Below are 16090 nucleotides of genomic sequence, written 5' to 3' on the forward strand. Positions count from 1 at the left end.
TCTAATAGGCGCCGATAGCGACCCATTCTTGCTACACGCGCGACTTGTGCTACCGTTTTGGGATGATCGAGTGGGGATCATTTTGGCAATGCCCCATCTTGCCGAGTTAGCGAAGAATCCCGTCGCCGTAGCGGTAGGTCTGCCGGATGCACCGGTACTGACCACGCGCGCGGCTCGGGGAACAGGCATGGCGTTCCTCGAACTCAATTGCAGACGTCGCAACACCGGAATTACCCGGGCGGTACGCGATGATGCATTCTTAATCGCGCTCCAAATGAAGGCGTGCCCCGATTTCGACCTCTACGCAGATGGTAAGTTAATCCAGCCAAAGGGGTTTGATGCCGACGAAGTCGCGATCTTCGACTTAAGGACAAGTTTAGCCACCGACCTACGCGACCCGTTCCACGCCGTGGACCTCTACTTGCCACACAAAGCTCTTGTAGCAATGGGTGATGACGGGGATATACCGAGGCATATCCAAGAACTGCGCCATACAGTTGGTACCACTCTTCGGGATCCAGTCACCCGCGATTTGCTGTTGTCTATGCGCACGGCCCTCGCGGCAAGACCGGAGGAAATTCCCGAACTATTCGTTGACCACGTTGCACTAGCACTATCGATTCACGTTGTCAGTAGATACGGGGACGTCGCGGCCTTGCCACAGCAGTGGGGAGGCGGCCTCGCACCATGGCAAGTGCGGCGAGCAAAGGAGCTCCTCGATGCCAACATTGACGGTGGCATCACACTCCACGCCCTCGCTCGCGCCTGTGAACTTTCTAATAGGCACTTCACCCGAGCATTTCGCCAGTCGACTGGGATGGCACCTCATCAGTGGCTGCAATACCGGCGGATGGAGAAAGCAAAGCAGCTCTTAAAAACGTCCTCTGCGTCGCTGAGCTCCGTCGCCTTGGACTGTGGTTTTGCAGACCAGAGCCACTTTAACAGGACGTTTTCGCGCTTTGTTGGTGTTACACCAGGGACGTGGCGCCGCACGAACCGCGAATAGTTTTGGCTCGACCGTTCCACGGTTGGCCGTTTCGTTCAAGACCCGAACGGCGGCCTACATAATGTCGGCTGGAGGTCCTTGAACCCTCGGAAGCGCAGTCTGCGACACCTCATCTCTCAATTGCGTCGTGCCGGTCAAAGGGTGAGCGATGTGAGATGAACGTCCCTGGGCTAGACCATGCTACGTTGCACCGTTCCGTCACCCGGCTTCACTGTACATTCAACACTTGATGCGTGAGAGATTTGTTATGCTAATGGATCGACCAAATCTGTCGTCGCGCGCCGCCAGCGCTCTCCTTGAATGCGGGATACCTAGAATGGGTAACGCAGATCCCAGCGTCTTGGTCATCGATGACGATCCTGAGTTTCGGGATTCGGTCGTGCGGCTGTTGGAGACGGTCGGCTTACACAGCCGTCAATTCTCGTCTGTCCCCGATTTTCTCAGGGCCGATCTACCGGGAGGGCCTGCGTGCCTGGTCCTCGACGTGCGCATGCCAGGGCGAAGCGGTCTTGAGCTTCAGCGCGACCTTGCCGCTGCGAACAGGCAAGTGCCGATCATCTTCATTACAGCCCATGCCGACGTGCCGATGACCGTGCAAGCGATGAAGGGGGGTGCAATCGAGTTCCTTACAAAGCCGTTCCGTCCTCAGGATCTTCTTGACGCCGTCGAGGCCGGCCTCGCTCGCGATCGCACCCGTCAGGAGAATGAACGAGAATTGGCCATGCTCAGGGCGCGTTTCGATATGCTCAGCTCCCGCGAGCGCGAGGTCATGCTCCTCGTCGTGGCAGGTCGCCTGAACAAACAGATTGCCGTCGATATCGGCATCGCGGAGGCTACAGTGAAGGTGCATCGCACCCACCTGATGCGAAAGATGGAGGCGCGTTCGTTTCCCGAGCTCTGCCGGATGTCGGACATCCTCAAATTGAAACCGTAGCAGCGACAGGATTTTTGAGCCGGCGAACGGTTTTCTCTTCAGGCGCACTCTTCCTGAGCGCACTCGTCATTCGCGCAAATTGCCATCTGCCGTGCTTCCTACACCGCTGATCATCCTTCCCTGCCTACTTGATCCGGCCAGCGGATGCGGCAGATTAGAGGGCCTCGCACCCCCGTTGTTCCTAAACGATTTGCTTATGACGCTGCGACCGCAAGCGCACCTCACAGCATCCTGCTGGTGATCGACTGCGGCGCCGCAAGCCGCCAAATTATGCCTCGCAAGATTTCTGGTCGGAGAGCCACCCATCCAAACTCGCGAGGTGATAATGAGCGAAACTATCGAACGCTTGGCGCATCCTGAGTCGGGACTTGACATAAAACACGCGATTCAAAGTCCCGATACGGACGAGGCATTCTTCAATAAGCGAACCGAATCGCCCGATTTCTCTCCAACCAAGATTTCGTTCGGACCCTTTCGCCTGCTTCCCACGCAGTTTCTTCTGCTGGAAGGCGAGAAGCCCGTGCCCCTCGGAAGCCGTGCTCTAGAAATCCTTATAGTCTTGATTGAGCGCCGATTCGAGCTGGTCAGCAAGCAAGACTTGACTGCTCGCGTTTGGCCTAACCTTTTTATCGCCCCCTCCAATCTCACACACCATGTTTCTGCGCTGCGTCGCGCACTGCGTGACGGCCAGGACGGGAATCGCTTCATCATCAACATCAAAGGGCGGGGCTACCGCTTCGTCGCCTCCGTCGAGCTATCGCGACACGGGTACTGATTGCGAGTGGCGGAGCATCTGCAAAATTTCGATGAGGGGTTGTCATGGAGGCGACTATAGCCGACGAGCCGTTCACTATAGTGAAGATTCCAGCCAGTTCCTGTACCTTCGCTGTCCGCGTTTGGCTGGCCATCATCCTGGCGTTGTTTGCAAGCTTTTGGCTTCAGCTCGAAGCGCCGTTTACGGCAGCGGTAACTGTTGCCATTTTGGCTGAACCGACCCGCGGTCAGGCACTGGACAAGGCGGCCTTCCGATTGACCGCCACCATTGTAGGAGTCACAGCTTCGATCGCAATCACCGGGCTGTTCTCGCAGGCGAGAGAGCTGCTTCTGGCAGCGTCTTCTTTGTGGCTTGGTCTTAGTGTCTTTGCGGCAAAGCTTTTGGACGGCTATCGCGCGTATGCGGCCGTGTTGTCTGGCTACACCGTTGCAAATATCGCGATACAGCAAATCGACAAACCGCTGAACGTGTTTGACGCGAGCGTGGAGCGCGGCGCCGCGATCGTGGTCGGCATCATGTCAATAGCGGTCGTAAACGTGTTGACATCTGCTCCTGATCGTCATCCACGACTTGCCAGGCAGTTGGCAGCGATTCATCGCCGTGTGCGTGAGTACGCAAGCGCCGCCCTCAATGGCGAAAGAGGCAATTCGACGGCCTTCCTGGCCCTGATACGGGAAATCGTGAGACTTCGTCCCGACATGGCAAGCGTCGCTCTCGAGTCGAGCAGCGGCGCTGTCAGGAGCGCCGCCGCCCGGAGCGCTGCTGTCAGCCTCGTCGCTGAATTGCAGGCGGCCCGAGCCTTGAATGCCGGTTCTGCCGATGTCGAGACTGAGGTATCCGCATGGAGAATGCGAGAGTTACTGCGGCGGGACGACAACGTTCGTCAGGATCTGTTAGCCCTGAGGTCCGTCAAGTGGCCGTCGCGATTGCGGCGCGTCCCCTTATACCGCTCCTATCGAATTGCGGCTGAAGTTGCCATGCGCGCTGTTCTCTGGTTTGCAATGGCCTCGACGTTTTTCGTCTGGGCCGGCTGGTCTGCGGCAAGCGCTTCATTGTATCTCGTGGCGGCGGTTGCTGCACTAGGAGTCACAACGCCCAACCCGCGCGCCTTCACCGCCATCGCGCTTGTTGGCGCGCCGATCGCGGTTGTATTGGCCGGCATACTCGAGTTCATCGTGCTCGATGGCGCTGACACCTTTCCCGTACTGGCGATCGCCTTGGCACCTTTTGCGATTGGGGCAGCACTTCTCGCCAGCTCGCAGAATCCTGTGTGGTCAGGAATTGGTCGCATCAACCTCATCGCCATCCCAACGATCCTGGCGCCAAGCAATCCCCAGGCCTACAATCCGCAGGTATTCCTTTTCACGTCTCTCTTCGTGATCGCAGCCGCAGCGGTCTTGCTGGCGGCACAAATGCTCATTCCGCCTGTCTCTGATGAAAAAACTGGGATGCGGCTGCTTGCGGAGGCGTGCGGCGAGCTGCAGGAGTCAGGTCACAAGACTAGCGAAACTCCGGAAGAGGCAACGTTCCGCGACGCGTCACGCATCGGACAATTTCTTTCCGCCGGAGGAGCGCAAGACGATCGCGCTCTCGCAGAAATGCTCTCCTGCTTCGACCAATCGACCATGGTCCGGCTTTGCAATGCAAAACTGATGCAACTCGCTGATGGGCCTCTCGCTCCACTGGCTCGCCAGGCACGCGCGGCGATCGTCACGCGAGACACATCCACGCTTCGCGCCGTTGCCCGTGTCCTACGCGAGAGAGCCTCCCACAAGGATTCGTTTGAAGCTGAAGCTGCGGCGTGTCTTGTCTCAACAAGCGACACCTTTGTCCAGGGCAGCGGACAGGATTGGTCTCGGGAGGCGAGCTGATGGCACACACCTTTAGAGAGTTAGTCCTCGGAGGCGTCCTGGTGGCGCCGTTTGTAACGTACCTGGTTGCAGCTCTGGTCGTTATAATTGTCCTTCGACCGATTCTGCATCTCGTGGGCTTTGCGAGAGCGTTCAGTAACGTTCCAATTGCAGAGCTGAGTCTGTACGTGACGATTCTAGGCTTGTTGATGCTGTTGTTCTAATGGAGGACGCTATGGACGCAATTGCTCGCGATGAAGCTGTCCAGCAGGAAGAGATGCAGGCAAGCGTCACGCGCTCTTCGCCGGCTATAGCTCAGGCGCCGAATCTAAAAACAATCGAGTTCGACCACCTTGCGCGAAGGGTATCGGAGGGAACTCTGGAGTTGAAGCAGGCCGGATCGTCTCCGACCAAGTCCATGTTAACGCACCGAAGTGACGCCACCCGAAGTCTCCGATTTCTGGTGCGCAAGTTGGCCACAATCGGCATTGCTGTGATCGCCGTGCTGGTCGCCGTCGTGACTTGGGACATGTATAACGCCGCGCCCTGGACGCGCGACGGGAGCGTGCGAGTGCAAGTTGCGAATGTGGCACCACAGATTTCTGGTCAGATCGTGGAGCTGCGTGTCGTCGACAACCAATTCGTTCACAAAGGTGACGTTTTGTATGTCATCGAGCCTTTCGATTTCAAAGTCGCGCTGAGCGCCAACGAGGCATCCCTGGCGCAAAAGATCGCAGATCGGGACGTAAAGAAATTACAGGCCGAGCGACGGCGGCGCCTGTCCGATCTTTCGGCAAGCACCGAAGAAAAGCAAACCTATGAGGGAAATGCTCTTCAGGCCGACGCCAGCGTTGACGCGGCGCGAGAGCAGGTGGCGCAAGCGAAGATCAATCTGCAGCGCACCGAGGTGCGCAGTCCAGTGAATGGATTCGTAACGAATCTCTTGCTCCGAGTGGGAGACTACGCGCCGCAGGGGAGCAGCAACCTTTCGATCATCGACACGGATAGCTTTTGGATCGACGGCTATTTCGAGGAAACAAGGCTGGCCCGACTATGCGTGGGTGACGGAGCCGAGGCGCAGCTGATCGGCTATTCATCACCGATCATAGGTCACATTGCGACGGTGACACGCGGTGTCAGCGTATCCAATGCGGCGGCTGCTACGCAGGGCTTGCCCAACGTCGATCCGGTTTACACCTGGGTGCGCTTGGCACAGCGAGTTCCAGTCCGCATTGCGATCGACAAGGTACCCCCTGGCGTGCCGCTGGTGTCCGGCTTGACCGCGACTGTCACGATCCGGAATGGCAAGGATGGCGAGATCAGAACGCTGTCTCAGAGGGTGCGCGCCGAACTTGAGGCAAGCCTTTTTGGATTGTTCGGTGGAGAGTCGGCGCGGCCCGGCTGCATTCCCAACCCATCATGAGCCTCGATCAAATACAAACCTGGAAGGGGCTTGATGGTCCGAGCAGATAAGTCTGCACATTCGGTACTTAGGAGAGATTGATGCGGCGTGATGAAGGCAAAACCGAAGATTGGTCCCTGATCCGTTCTCGCTGTCGGGACGACGTTGGTTACGTCGGAGGCGCTAACTCGGATTTGATTACGAGACCGTCCGACCATGTCCTTAGCTTGCTCCGCATCCCTCACAACACAACCGAGCGCTTCCATGCCGGCTCTCTCACGCGTCCTCCGGCAATAGCGCCGCACCGGCGGTGAGATTTATCAGCGCGGAAGGATAGGCCGACGACGCTTCGGCGCGCTTGCAAGTGGCTAGGTTCAGCTCTGCGAGCTATCCTCGCTCATCTTGTGACAGGATCAGAGGTGCGCTGCGGTTGAGCTGCTTGGCGTCTCGAAAGACTGCCTCGTCGTTGTTTTCCGGTGGCGTCTGCCGCCTGCTCGTTGGCGGCAATTCGGCGTCATTGGCGATGCTCTACTCGCATCGCCGGCGCAGGCGATCTATCTAGGGACCTACGCGGGCGAGAGAAAAGGACGGACATGCGACTTCCGCCGGCGGACGAGGAAAATCGAGTCGCAACCGTGACAGAGAAGCAAAACCAGAACGGCACTCAACGGAGCCAAATCGACGCACGTCAAAGGAGAGATGCCATGATCAACAGACGCACCTTTTCAACCGCCCTCTTGGCCGGTGCAGCGGCTTCGCTGATCTCCACCCGCGGCATAGCCGCAAACGCCACCCCGCCGAAGGCCAGCAACGTCGTGCTGGTGCACGGCCTGTTCGCCGATGGTTCCTGCTGGACCGAGGTGATCGCGCGGCTGCAGTCCGCGGGTCTGAACGCAACCTCTGTGCAGAACCCGCTGACGACGCTGCCTGAAGCAGTCGCTTCGGCCGAGCGCGTGCTCGCACGGCAGGACGGCCCGACGGTCCTCGTCGGTCACTCCTTTTCGGGCATGATCGTCACTGAAGCCGGCGTGCATCCGAACGTCTCAGCACTGGTCTATGTTGCGGCGCGCGCGCCGGACGCGGGCGAGGATTATACGGCCCTGGCGAAGACTTATTCGACACCGCCAGCCAGCGCCGGCATCGTATTCGACGGCGATCAAGGACGACTGTCCGAAGAAGCTTTCCTGCGCGATTTCGCGGGCGACCTGCCGGAAGCAAAGGCGAAGGTCCTCTATGCGGTCCAAGAGCCGTTTCACAAAAATCTGCTCACGGGCAAGACGACGCACGCGGCCTGGCGATCGAAGCCGAGTTTCTATGCCGTTTCGACGGAAGACCGAACGATCAATCCAGACCTCGAACGCTTCATGGCCAAGCGTATGGGCGCGAAGACCATTGAAGTGAAGGCGAGCCACCTTTCACTGATTTCGCAGCCCGGCATGATCACAAAGCTGATCCTCGAGGCTGCCGGACACGCCTGAAAAATCAATAAGCCTCGCGAAAAGCCACAACGGAGAGTAGACATGCTTGCGATCGACCGCCGGACAGTAACGAAGTGGCAGCATCGGCGGGAAGCGCGCGATGCCCGTCTTGCGGCTGCCTCCGGGCTGGCGCGCGGGAGGATCGTGGAAGCGCGCGACGTCACGCGGTTGATGGAAGCCGTCATTCGGCCCGGCGACCGGATTTGCATGGAAGGCGACAATCAGAAGCAGGCGGACCTCCTCGGTAGCGCGCTTCTGGCTGTCGATCCTGCAAAGGTGAACAATCTGCACATGGTGCAATCCGGCGTCGTACTCCCGGAACATCTGGACTTGTTCGACCGCGGCGTGGCGAGAAAACTTGACTACGCATATTCCGGTCCACAGTCGGCGCGCATCGCGCATATGCTTTTCAGCGGCAAGATCGAGCTGGGAGCTATTCACACATATCTCGAACTGTTCGCTCGTTACTTCATCGACCTTACTCCGAATGTCGCGCTGATCGCTGCCGTAAGCTCCGATCGCGAAGGAAATCTCTACACCGGTCCCAACACCGAAGACACGCCGACCGTTGTTGAGGCGACAGTATTCAAAGACGGTATCGTGATCGCCCAGGTCAACGAGATCGTCGATCAGTTGCCGCGGGTCGACATACCAGCCGATCGTGTCCACTTCATCGTCAAGGCCGACAAGCCATTCTTCGTTGAGCCACTGTTCACACGTGATCCGGCGGCAATCACCGAGGGGCAGATCCTGACCGCAATGCTCGCGATCAAGGGCATCTACGCGCCCTACGGTGTGCGCCGCCTCAATCATGGGATCGGCTTCAGCACGGCGACGATCGAACTGCTGCTGCCGACCTTTGGTGAGAAGCTCGGCTTGAAAGGCAAGATCGCGAGCCACTTCGCCTTGAATCCTCATCCTGCACTGATCCCGGCGATCGAGTCCGGCTGGGTCCAGCAGATTCATTCGTTCGGCTCCGAGGTCGGCATGGATGATTACATTCGTGCCCGATCGGACATCTTCTTCACGGGGCCCGACGGCGCGCTGCGTTCCAACCGCGCGTTCTGCCAGACGGCGGGCCTCTACGCCTGCGACATGTTCATCGGCTCGACGCTGCAGATCGATCTGCAGGGAAACTCGTCAACTATCACCACCTCCCGTATCGCCGGTTTTGGCGGCGCGCCGAACATGGGCTCCGATGCCCGCGGACGGCGCCATCCGAGCACGCCCTGGCTGAAAGCCGGTGCGGAAGCTGACCCCGACAGTCCCGCTTCGCTGCGCCGCGGCCGTAAGCTGGTCGTGCAGATCGGCGAAACCTTTGGCGACAAGAACGTGCCGCTGTTCGTCGAGAAGCTCGAAGCTCTTGAGCTCGAAGAGAAACTGAGCCTCGAACTGGCGCCCATCATGATCTACGGCGATGACGTCACGCACATCGTCACCGAGGAGGGGGTCGCGAACCTGCTGCTATGTCGTAGTGCCGGGGAACGCGAGCAGGCGATCCGCGGCGTTGCCGGCTACACCGAGGTCGGTCGCAGGCGCGATCGAAACATGGTCGAGCGGCTGCGTCAGCGCGGGGTGATCCGCCGGCCGGAAGATCTTGGCATCAACCCGCTCGATGCGGACAGAAACATGCTGGCTGCGCACTCCATCAAGGACCTCGTGCGCTGGTCCGGTGGCCTCTACGCGCCGCCATCGAAATTCAGGAACTGGTGAGGAGGGCCGCAATGGAAGACCTCAGCTTTCAACACACAGCTCGTGAGCGAGCCGGCGGTATAAAGCCAATAGCGATCGTTGGCGTCGTGGCTTCGGGCAATCTCGAAGTCCTGGTCGAGCGCGTCTTGCCGGGCACTGAATGCCAGTTGGAAATCAAGACCGCAGCCGTTGGGTTCGCGGAGGTCTGGAAGGCCGTCATCGGCGATTTTGTAGAACGCTGCTCGCCGGGCGGGCTCAAGTTCTCAATCAATGACGGCGGCGCGCGGCCGGACACCGTATCGCTACGCCTGGTGCAGGCAGTTCGATTGATCGGGGAGGGGGACCAATGACAGCTCCGCTTAAGCACACAGTTCCGTCAGAGCGAGCTCGCACGACCAGCTTCAATGAAGCATCGGCACGAACGCGCGTCGAATTGCTGCTCGACGCAGGGAGCTTTGTCGAGTTCATCGGACCAGAAAAACGCGAGGTCAGTCCCCACCTGAAGATATTCGACCTTCCCGAGCAATTCGATGACGGCATCGTCGTCGGAGGTGGCCGGCTCGACGGTTCGCCGGTGTTCATCGCTGCCCAGGAAGGCCGCTTCATGGGTGGAGCTTTCGGAGAGCTGCATGGCGCCAAACTAACGGGCCTGCTGCGTGCCGCACGGGAGATCAAGTCCGCTCCGGTGCTGATCCTGTTCGACACCGGCGGCGTGCGGTTGCAGGAAGCCAACGCCGGCGAGCTCGCTATCGCCGAGATCATGCGTGCCGTGATGGAAGCTCGCATGGCCGGTGTAAAGGTCATCGGCCTGATCGGGGGCCGGTCCGGATGTTATGGCGGTGGTGCGTTAATCTCCGGCTGCTGCTCAGCGCTGGCCGTATCGGAGGCGGGCCGGATTGCGGTGTCCGGCCCGGAGGTCATCGAGACCAATCGAGGCGTCGAAGAATTCGATTCCCGGGATCGCGCCCTGGTCTGGCGCACCATGGGCGGGAAGAATCGGCGGCTTCTAGGGGCTGCGGACGTCTTCACCGACGATACTGCCCAGGGGTTTCGCGACGCCGCGCTGGAGCTGCTCGGGTTGGTCGGGGCGTTTGGCCTCGACAAGCTGAAGGCCGAGCAGGCGCGTCTCGCGGACCGGCTACGACGTTTCGGCGAGTGCGCGGACGCGATCGATATCTGGGCCGCCGAAGGCATAGCGCAGTCCGAACGGGTGCCCGACTTGCCCTCCGATCAGTTCATCTCCCTCGCCAACACAATCGGGAGGACCAGCCGTGAAGCTCGATGACATCCTCAGCTCGCTGTTTCCCAATGGCCACGACGTTACGAACGACTATGGTGTCATTTCCGGATCCGCGACGTCGCGTTCCGGGGTCAAGATGCTGGTCATCGGCACCGTGAACCGGACCGCGGTCGGCGTTGATGAGGCGATCCGGCTTTCTCGATTTGTGCTCGATTCCATTCCGAAAGGAAGTGGCCCGATTCTCGTGCTCGTCGACAGCGACAGCCAGCGCATGAGCAAGCGGGACGAAATGCTCGGGCTCAACGAGTACCTCGCGCATCTCGCCAAGTCGCTCATCTACGCGGATATCCATGGTCGGCCGACCATCGGCCTCCTTTACGGTCACTCGGCCGCCGGCGCGCTTCTTGCGACCGGGCTGGCAACCAGGGTGCTGGTGGGAATGCCGGGAGCTGATCCTGCGGTGATGGATCTACGTTCCATGGCGAGGGTCACGAAGCTATCGATCGAGGCGCTACAGGAGAAGGCGAAATCGACGGCCGTTTTTGCACCCGGTTTATCGAATCTGGCGCAGATGGGCGCCATTCAGGTCATCTGGAACGACGCTGTTTCTCTTGCCGATCAGTTGGAATCACTGCTCGACACGATGCCTGACGCAGGTGACCGGCGAGATGCGCTGGGTAAAGAGCGTGGCGGCCGATCGAAAGCAGCCGATGTTGCGGAGCAGGTTCGTGAACTCGCCCTTCAGGCCCAGTAAGCAGGCGGGTCGCCACGACCTGGTCTTTGTCACCCGCACCGGTTGGCGAGCGTTGTTCGCCATGCGCGAAGATCTAGCCGTCGATCCGCTCGCTACGCGTTGGCCCGAGGAGGGGTGGCCTACGATCCGACGGCGCACTTTGCCGCATGAGCCTGCAGGTGTGCCACTGGGGCTGCCTTTGCCGCCTTGGGCTGGCAAAAAACGGCTCTCCCTCCTGCTGCAATCGCACGACATTAGGGCGATCCATCGACCGCCTTTGTTGGGCCCGGCGCGCAGATCGGCGCCGCGCGCGTGGTGGCCGACGCTCGACCGTCTGGAGAAACTGGCTCTCCGCTATTCGGCGGAGGCAAGGGTGTACGGGAGCCTGGCGTGGCAGATCGTGACCGGGCTGGAATATCTCTCAGACCGCTCCGACATCGACGTGCTCCTCGATGTCCATTGCCATACAGACCTCGACGGCCTTGCCGCAGGTCTCGCCGAGATCGAAGCCACGGCGCCGATGCGGCTCGACGGCGAATTGATGCGTGAAGACGGTGTCGCGGTGAATTGGCGCGAGCTTCGCAGTGGTGCCAGGGAGGTTCTTGTCAAGAGTGTCGACGGCTTCGGGTTGCTCAGCAGAGACCTATTCGTCGCCGGGAAGACGATGCCATGACCGCCGCTTTGGCTCGAGGTCTGGCGAGCGCGCATGCGCGAGAGGCGCAAGCAACCAACAGTGCGACCTCGATTGCGGGCAGTGCCGCTGGTTGTCTTCTCCAGGAATTGGAAACCTGGCCGAAGCCGGGTCTCGTGAGCCATGTCGACCGTGGCAGTCACGACGACATGGATGCCGACACGTTTCGCAGAAGTGCCGCAGCCATAAAGCCCTATCTCCAGCTTCTCGCCGAGGCAGCCGCCCTTGGCTGCGGAATGGGGCGGCTGAGGACCATCGGTCTAGATGCCGAAGCGGCCATGCTGGCGGCAACCTCGGGAATCAACACGCATCGTGGTGCCATTTTCGGTCTTGGCCTGCTGTGTGCCGCTGCTGGTGCCAGAGCCAGCGGACGGGCCGATTTCGACCTGTCATTGGGATCGATCGTTTCGCACCTTTGGGGCCGCAGCATACTCGACGGCCCAGTGCTGCTGCACAGCCATGGCACCGCGGCTCGCCGCCTCTTCGCCGCGGGCGGCGCTCGCGTCGAGGCTGCGACGGGATTTCCCAGCGTGTATCAGATCGGCTTACCAGCGCTGCGGAGGGGCGTGCTCGCTGTACCAGAGGACGAGGAAGGCGCGCGGGTCGAGACGTGCTTCGCCCTTATTGCCTCCGTCGAAGACACCAATCTGCTGCATCGAGGCGGTCTCGATGGCCTGCGCTTTGCTCAGCGCGCGACAAGGGGATTTCTCGATGAGGGCGGCATTGGCAAGCCGAATTGGCGAGGGCGCGCGCAATCCGTGCACGAGAGCTTCATCGCCCGGCGTCTCAGCCCGGGCGGATCGGCCGATCTCCTCGCCATGACGCTGTTTGTCGAAGCTCACGAAAGGCCAGTTCCATGATGTTCAATCCAATCCTGATGGCACTGGCTCCGGTCTTCTTCGTCTTGCTGCTCGGATATGCGGCCGGAAGATACCGTATCGTCGACAATCATCATGTCGATGGCTTGAACGCGCTCGTCATGGATTTCGCCGTGCCGGCCTCATTATTCGCTGCGACCGGGTCGGCTTCGCGCCAGGAAATGATCGAGCAGGCTCCGCTTTTTTTAGTATTCGGCTTGACGGTGCTGTTGGTTTATTTCGCGTCGTATTTGGCCGCCCGTTCGTTTTCCAGCGCGTCCAGGTCGGATGCGTCGCTGCAGGCGCTGACGATCGGCTTTCCGAACATCGCCGGCGTCGGCCTGCCGATTGCGTCTTGCGTGCTGGTGCCCAGCGGAACGGTGCCTGCTGCGGTCGCACTGGCTTGCGGCTCCATTCTCATCAGTCCGCTCACCCTGATCATCGTCGAGTTGAGCGACGCCAAGGCCCATGGCGCGAGCGAGAGACCATTGATCCAAATTCTCGCCGCGGTTCGACGCGCGGTCACCAAGCCAGTGGTCTTGGCACCTGCACTCGGTATCGTGCTTTCATTGGCCGATCTACAACTGGATGGGCTCGCCCATTCCTGTCTCTCGTTGATAGGGGATGCGGCCGGCGGCGTAGCCCTGTTCCTGACCGGACTGGTCCTGTCGGCACAATCATTCCAGCTGGATTGGAAGGTCGTCCGCGCGACCGCGGCTTCAGACATCTTTCGGCCGCTCCTCGCCGCAGCCCTCGTCTACGTCGTGCCGGTTCCTCCGGAGGTGACGAAGACAACGATCCTGTTCGCCGCTGCGCCATCAGGCTTCTTCGGCATCCTCTTTGCCGTAAATTATCGGTTGGACTCCTCGACCGTTGGGTCCATGGTCACCGCGAGCACCGTGTTCAGCATCGTGACGATGGCGATCACTATTGCCGTGCTATTCCCGAGTTAGGCATCCGCGCATGACGCTTGCGATCCTTTGCTCGGGACAGGGATGGCAAAACCCGGACATGTTCGCCTTGACGGGCGAGGCGCCGGAAGCCTCCGAACTGTTCGCATGCGCGACGAAGTTTCTTGGCGGTATCGATCTCCGCCACTATGTCCGTACTGAAACTAATGAGGCCATCCATCGCAATCGTGCCGGTCAAATCCTTTGTACGATTCAGGCGCTGGCAGCCGCAGCTTCGCTGAAGGAGGCGATGCCGGCTCGCATCGTTGTTGCCGGCTATAGCGTAGGCGAGGTGGCGGCCTGGGGAGTCGCCGGTCTGTTCAGCATGACCGATACACTCGAACTCGTGGCACGCCGCGCAGAGGCCATGGACGCTGCCTCGCTGCCCGGCGACGGCCTGTTGTTCATTCGTGGACTTTCCAGATACGACATCGATCGATTATGCGAGCGATTCGAGGCGGCAGTCGCCATCGTCAATCCGGGCGACGCCTACGTTCTCGGTGGCGGCCACGCGACGCTGAAAGCGATCGCCAGGGAAGCGAAGGTCATGAACGCGGCCAAGGTGATCGGCTTGCCAGTCGAGGTTGCCAGTCACACGAAGTGGCTGGCGAGGGCCTCCGTGGAGTTTCGGGAGAGCTTGCGCCGGGTTTCGGTGCGGTTCTCGCCCGCTGTCGGCCCGCGCGTCCTGAGTGGCGTTGATGGCTCTCCAGTCGTCCGCATCGATGTTGGGTTAGACAAGCTGGCGGCTCAGATATCTCAGACCGTGCATTGGGCAAGTTGCCTTCAGGGCTGCGTGGAGGCCGGTGCGACGGCCTTTCTTGAACTCGGGCCTGGCCGCGCACTGAGCACGATGGTGGCGGCCGCCTATCGCGACGTGCCGACACGATCTCTGGAGGATTTCAAGACACTTCAGGGGGCGCGCTTATGGCTGGCGCGCCACGCGCTGACATGCTCGGTTCGGGTAAGCGGAACCGCCGGGAGTCAGACTTGACAAAGCAGGTGAGATCTCGGTGCCTGGGCCCGTCGTTGTGCCAGATACACACGTTCCGCAACTTTGCGCATAACAACGCCAACGCATGGAAGAGGACCCGAATGATCGACCACGTCTACATATCCGTCACCAACATCGATAAGTCACTGGCGTTCTACTCTCAAGCCATGAAGCCACTCGGCTGGAGCGTATTTGGCAACTACGACTCAGCTTCGGGTCCCGAGGGCGTCCCTGATCTCTACGGCATCGGTGACGACGTGTACGGCAGCGGAAAGGCGGTCGGGTCAAGCATCTGGCTACGTCAACGCAAGCCCGGCGAGACTGGGCTGTATCTCGGGATTGTCTGCGATACCAATGAACTGGTCGACGCCGCCTACGCAGCTGCAATCAAAGCCGGCGGCACCGACGAAGGTAGACCAACAGATCGCGCCTACTTCGCCCCCGGCTACTATGCCGCTAACGTCGCCGACTTCGATGGAAACCGCCTCGAGTTCGTACATAAGGCGTGGAACCCCAAGCGGCGCACATAGCATCGCAACCGGTCGCGTGATTGATAAGTTCCGGTCGCTAGAAGGCGGAGTCATAGGGCTGGCGTTGAGTTTGCGATGTCGGTTGGCCTCAACCGGCGGGCTTGCGCGTCAACCTTGCTTGCTTCTGATCGGCCATTACGCAAAAATGTGGTAAGAGAGCTGCGAAGCCGTCCTTCTCCGCCAACGATTTTTGGACAGCGCAGACGTCCTTTGGAATAGGCGTTTCTCGAACCGCCAAAAATTGACGGTGTAGCACCGGGGCATACCCAAATTGCCTAACTGGGCCGCCGGTAGGAGGAGCTGATATGGGCCTCACGCCCGAGAAGCCGTCCGCGACAGTACCCCTCGAAACGAGTCAGCGTGCGCAGTGTCCGGCGCCTGCCGGCACGTCGCCGAATTCGGTCAACTTAGTGTCGCCGCTCGCCGACAGGTCTCCGGAAGCCGAGCGGCGGATCACCCAGGAGAAGGCAACTTCGCTGATGTCGATCGAGTACCATCAACTTCAGAACTTCGGCAATCGTTCGAATCGTACTTCGATAGCACACAAAGGGCGGCTTTTGGCCGACTATCAAGGCGCCGTTAGGCCAACTACGCTGCTCGCCGATAAGAGAACAGGGCTTCCGAAATAGTGGGTTTAGCGATGTAGCGGACCCCCGCTACCAAATCCGGCGTGTCCGGCCCGAAGACATGGGTAACGGACCGTACCTAAGACATGGGTGACAGCCTCGTGCCGAACGGGTTGTCGAGGGGTTGCAAGGTTCTCTGCTCCAGGTCGAAATATCCGAGATCATAGTGCATGAAGCTGACGAGCCAAATGCCCTCGTCGACTTCCCTGATTCCGAGCTTTTGGCCGGCCAGCGCGACTGAGATATTGATTTTCTTGCGGTGCAGACAAAGGCGGCCGCAGGATGTGATGACGACATCTCGATCGTGGAAGGGATAGGTCAGTCCGGGCAGGCCA

17 protein-coding genes and 1 pseudogene are annotated in these 16090 nt (G+C 60.0%); 17 read left to right on the plus strand and 1 reads right to left on the minus strand.

Features of this window, described 5'->3' with window-relative positions; all coding sequences use genetic code 11:
* Positions 1-70: 70 nt before the first annotated feature.
* The 17 genes from SO180_RS06400 (at position 71) to SO180_RS06480 (ending at position 15758) form a co-directional block, all read left to right on the plus strand.
* Positions 71-1006 carry a helix-turn-helix transcriptional regulator gene (locus SO180_RS06400; protein ID WP_449377971.1) on the plus strand — a complete coding sequence of 312 codons (936 nt, stop codon included), beginning with the start codon at positions 71-73 and terminating at the stop codon, positions 1004-1006.
* Positions 1007-1322: 316 nt separating this feature from the next.
* Positions 1323-1940 carry a response regulator transcription factor gene (locus tag SO180_RS06405; RefSeq protein WP_449377972.1) on the plus strand — a complete coding sequence of 206 codons (618 nt, stop codon included), beginning with the start codon at positions 1323-1325 and terminating at the stop codon, positions 1938-1940.
* Positions 1941-2265: 325 nt separating this feature from the next.
* Complete coding sequence (locus SO180_RS06410) at positions 2266-2715, plus strand: winged helix-turn-helix domain-containing protein (protein WP_449377973.1); 450 nt, start codon at positions 2266-2268, stop codon at positions 2713-2715.
* A 44-nt stretch (positions 2716-2759) separates the two neighbouring features.
* Positions 2760-4586 carry an FUSC family protein gene (locus SO180_RS06415; protein ID WP_449377974.1) on the plus strand — a complete coding sequence of 609 codons (1827 nt, stop codon included), beginning with the start codon at positions 2760-2762 and terminating at the stop codon, positions 4584-4586.
* Complete coding sequence (locus SO180_RS06420) at positions 4586-4789, plus strand: DUF1656 domain-containing protein (RefSeq protein WP_449377975.1); 204 nt, start codon at positions 4586-4588, stop codon at positions 4787-4789. Before SO180_RS06415 ends, SO180_RS06420 begins: the two co-directional genes overlap by 1 nt.
* An 11-nt stretch (positions 4790-4800) precedes the next feature.
* The gene (locus SO180_RS06425; protein WP_449377976.1) at positions 4801-5988 is read left to right on the plus strand and encodes an HlyD family secretion protein; all 1188 of its coding nucleotides are present in this window, start codon (positions 4801-4803) and stop codon (positions 5986-5988) included.
* 683 nt (positions 5989-6671) lie between these two features.
* Positions 6672-7445 carry an alpha/beta fold hydrolase gene (locus SO180_RS06430; RefSeq protein WP_449377977.1) on the plus strand — a complete coding sequence of 258 codons (774 nt, stop codon included), beginning with the start codon at positions 6672-6674 and terminating at the stop codon, positions 7443-7445.
* A 42-nt stretch (positions 7446-7487) separates the two neighbouring features.
* Entirely contained in the window at positions 7488-9158 is a 1671-nt protein-coding gene (gene mdcA, locus SO180_RS06435; protein ID WP_449377978.1) for a malonate decarboxylase subunit alpha, read from the plus strand.
* Positions 9159-9169: 11 nt separating this feature from the next.
* A complete protein-coding gene (gene mdcC, locus SO180_RS06440; RefSeq protein WP_449377979.1) occupies positions 9170-9487 on the plus strand; it encodes a malonate decarboxylase acyl carrier protein in 318 nt (105 codons plus the stop codon).
* Positions 9484-10422: a biotin-independent malonate decarboxylase subunit beta gene (locus tag SO180_RS06445; RefSeq protein ID WP_449377980.1), complete on the plus strand. Its 939-nt coding sequence runs from the start codon at positions 9484-9486 to the stop codon at positions 10420-10422. The genes mdcC and SO180_RS06445 overlap by 4 nt, the downstream gene beginning before the upstream one ends.
* The gene (mdcE, locus tag SO180_RS06450) at positions 10409-11131 is read left to right on the plus strand and encodes a biotin-independent malonate decarboxylase subunit gamma (protein ID WP_449377981.1); all 723 of its coding nucleotides are present in this window, start codon (positions 10409-10411) and stop codon (positions 11129-11131) included. Before SO180_RS06445 ends, mdcE begins: the two co-directional genes overlap by 14 nt.
* Positions 11088-11783, plus strand: a complete 696-nt coding sequence (gene mdcG / locus SO180_RS06455; RefSeq protein WP_449377989.1) for a malonate decarboxylase holo-[acyl-carrier-protein] synthase — start codon at positions 11088-11090, stop codon at positions 11781-11783. The genes mdcE and mdcG overlap by 44 nt, the downstream gene beginning before the upstream one ends.
* On the plus strand, positions 11780-12661 hold the full coding sequence (gene mdcB, locus SO180_RS06460; protein ID WP_449377982.1) for a triphosphoribosyl-dephospho-CoA synthase MdcB: 882 nt from the start codon (positions 11780-11782) through the stop codon (positions 12659-12661). The genes mdcG and mdcB overlap by 4 nt, the downstream gene beginning before the upstream one ends.
* Before the next feature lie 17 nt (positions 12662-12678).
* Complete coding sequence (locus SO180_RS06465; RefSeq protein ID WP_449377990.1) at positions 12679-13611, plus strand: AEC family transporter; 933 nt, start codon at positions 12679-12681, stop codon at positions 13609-13611.
* Between the two features lie 10 nt (positions 13612-13621).
* Positions 13622-14599: an ACP S-malonyltransferase gene (locus SO180_RS06470; protein WP_449377983.1), complete on the plus strand. Its 978-nt coding sequence runs from the start codon at positions 13622-13624 to the stop codon at positions 14597-14599.
* A gap of 101 nt (positions 14600-14700) precedes the next feature.
* The gene (locus tag SO180_RS06475) at positions 14701-15129 is read left to right on the plus strand and encodes a VOC family protein (RefSeq protein ID WP_449377984.1); all 429 of its coding nucleotides are present in this window, start codon (positions 14701-14703) and stop codon (positions 15127-15129) included.
* A gap of 305 nt (positions 15130-15434) precedes the next feature.
* On the plus strand, positions 15435-15758 hold the full coding sequence (locus tag SO180_RS06480) for a hypothetical protein (protein ID WP_449377985.1): 324 nt from the start codon (positions 15435-15437) through the stop codon (positions 15756-15758).
* A 76-nt stretch (positions 15759-15834) separates the two neighbouring features.
* On the opposite strand, the pseudogene SO180_RS06485 reads toward SO180_RS06480, so the two are convergent.
* Positions 15835-16090 (minus strand): annotated as a pseudogene (locus SO180_RS06485) (IS481 family transposase); the annotation flags it as partial.

Source organism: Bradyrhizobium sp. UFLA05-112, from assembly GCF_053572325.1.

What these genes read in the sequence shown, in the direction of transcription:
- SO180_RS06405 (WP_449377972.1), top strand. Translation starts at nt 1,323, where the DNA reads ATGGGTAACGCAGATCCCAGCGTCTTGGTCATCGATGACGATCCTGAG.
- SO180_RS06410 (WP_449377973.1), top strand. Translation starts at nt 2,266, where the DNA reads ATGAGCGAAACTATCGAACGCTTGGCGCATCCTGAGTCGGGACTTGAC.
- SO180_RS06415 (WP_449377974.1), top strand. Translation starts at nt 2,760, where the DNA reads ATGGAGGCGACTATAGCCGACGAGCCGTTCACTATAGTGAAGATTCCA.
- SO180_RS06420 (WP_449377975.1), top strand. Translation starts at nt 4,586, where the DNA reads ATGGCACACACCTTTAGAGAGTTAGTCCTCGGAGGCGTCCTGGTGGCG.
- SO180_RS06425 (WP_449377976.1), top strand. Translation starts at nt 4,801, where the DNA reads ATGGACGCAATTGCTCGCGATGAAGCTGTCCAGCAGGAAGAGATGCAG.
- SO180_RS06430 (WP_449377977.1), top strand. Translation starts at nt 6,672, where the DNA reads ATGATCAACAGACGCACCTTTTCAACCGCCCTCTTGGCCGGTGCAGCG.
- mdcA (WP_449377978.1), top strand. Translation starts at nt 7,488, where the DNA reads ATGCTTGCGATCGACCGCCGGACAGTAACGAAGTGGCAGCATCGGCGG.
- mdcC (WP_449377979.1), top strand. Translation starts at nt 9,170, where the DNA reads ATGGAAGACCTCAGCTTTCAACACACAGCTCGTGAGCGAGCCGGCGGT.
- SO180_RS06445 (WP_449377980.1), top strand. Translation starts at nt 9,484, where the DNA reads ATGACAGCTCCGCTTAAGCACACAGTTCCGTCAGAGCGAGCTCGCACG.
- mdcG (WP_449377989.1), top strand. Translation starts at nt 11,088, where the DNA reads ATGTTGCGGAGCAGGTTCGTGAACTCGCCCTTCAGGCCCAGTAAGCAG.
- mdcB (WP_449377982.1), top strand. Translation starts at nt 11,780, where the DNA reads ATGACCGCCGCTTTGGCTCGAGGTCTGGCGAGCGCGCATGCGCGAGAG.
- SO180_RS06465 (WP_449377990.1), top strand. Translation starts at nt 12,679, where the DNA reads ATGGCACTGGCTCCGGTCTTCTTCGTCTTGCTGCTCGGATATGCGGCC.
- SO180_RS06470 (WP_449377983.1), top strand. Translation starts at nt 13,622, where the DNA reads ATGACGCTTGCGATCCTTTGCTCGGGACAGGGATGGCAAAACCCGGAC.
- SO180_RS06475 (WP_449377984.1), top strand. Translation starts at nt 14,701, where the DNA reads ATGATCGACCACGTCTACATATCCGTCACCAACATCGATAAGTCACTG.
- SO180_RS06480 (WP_449377985.1), top strand. Translation starts at nt 15,435, where the DNA reads ATGGGCCTCACGCCCGAGAAGCCGTCCGCGACAGTACCCCTCGAAACG.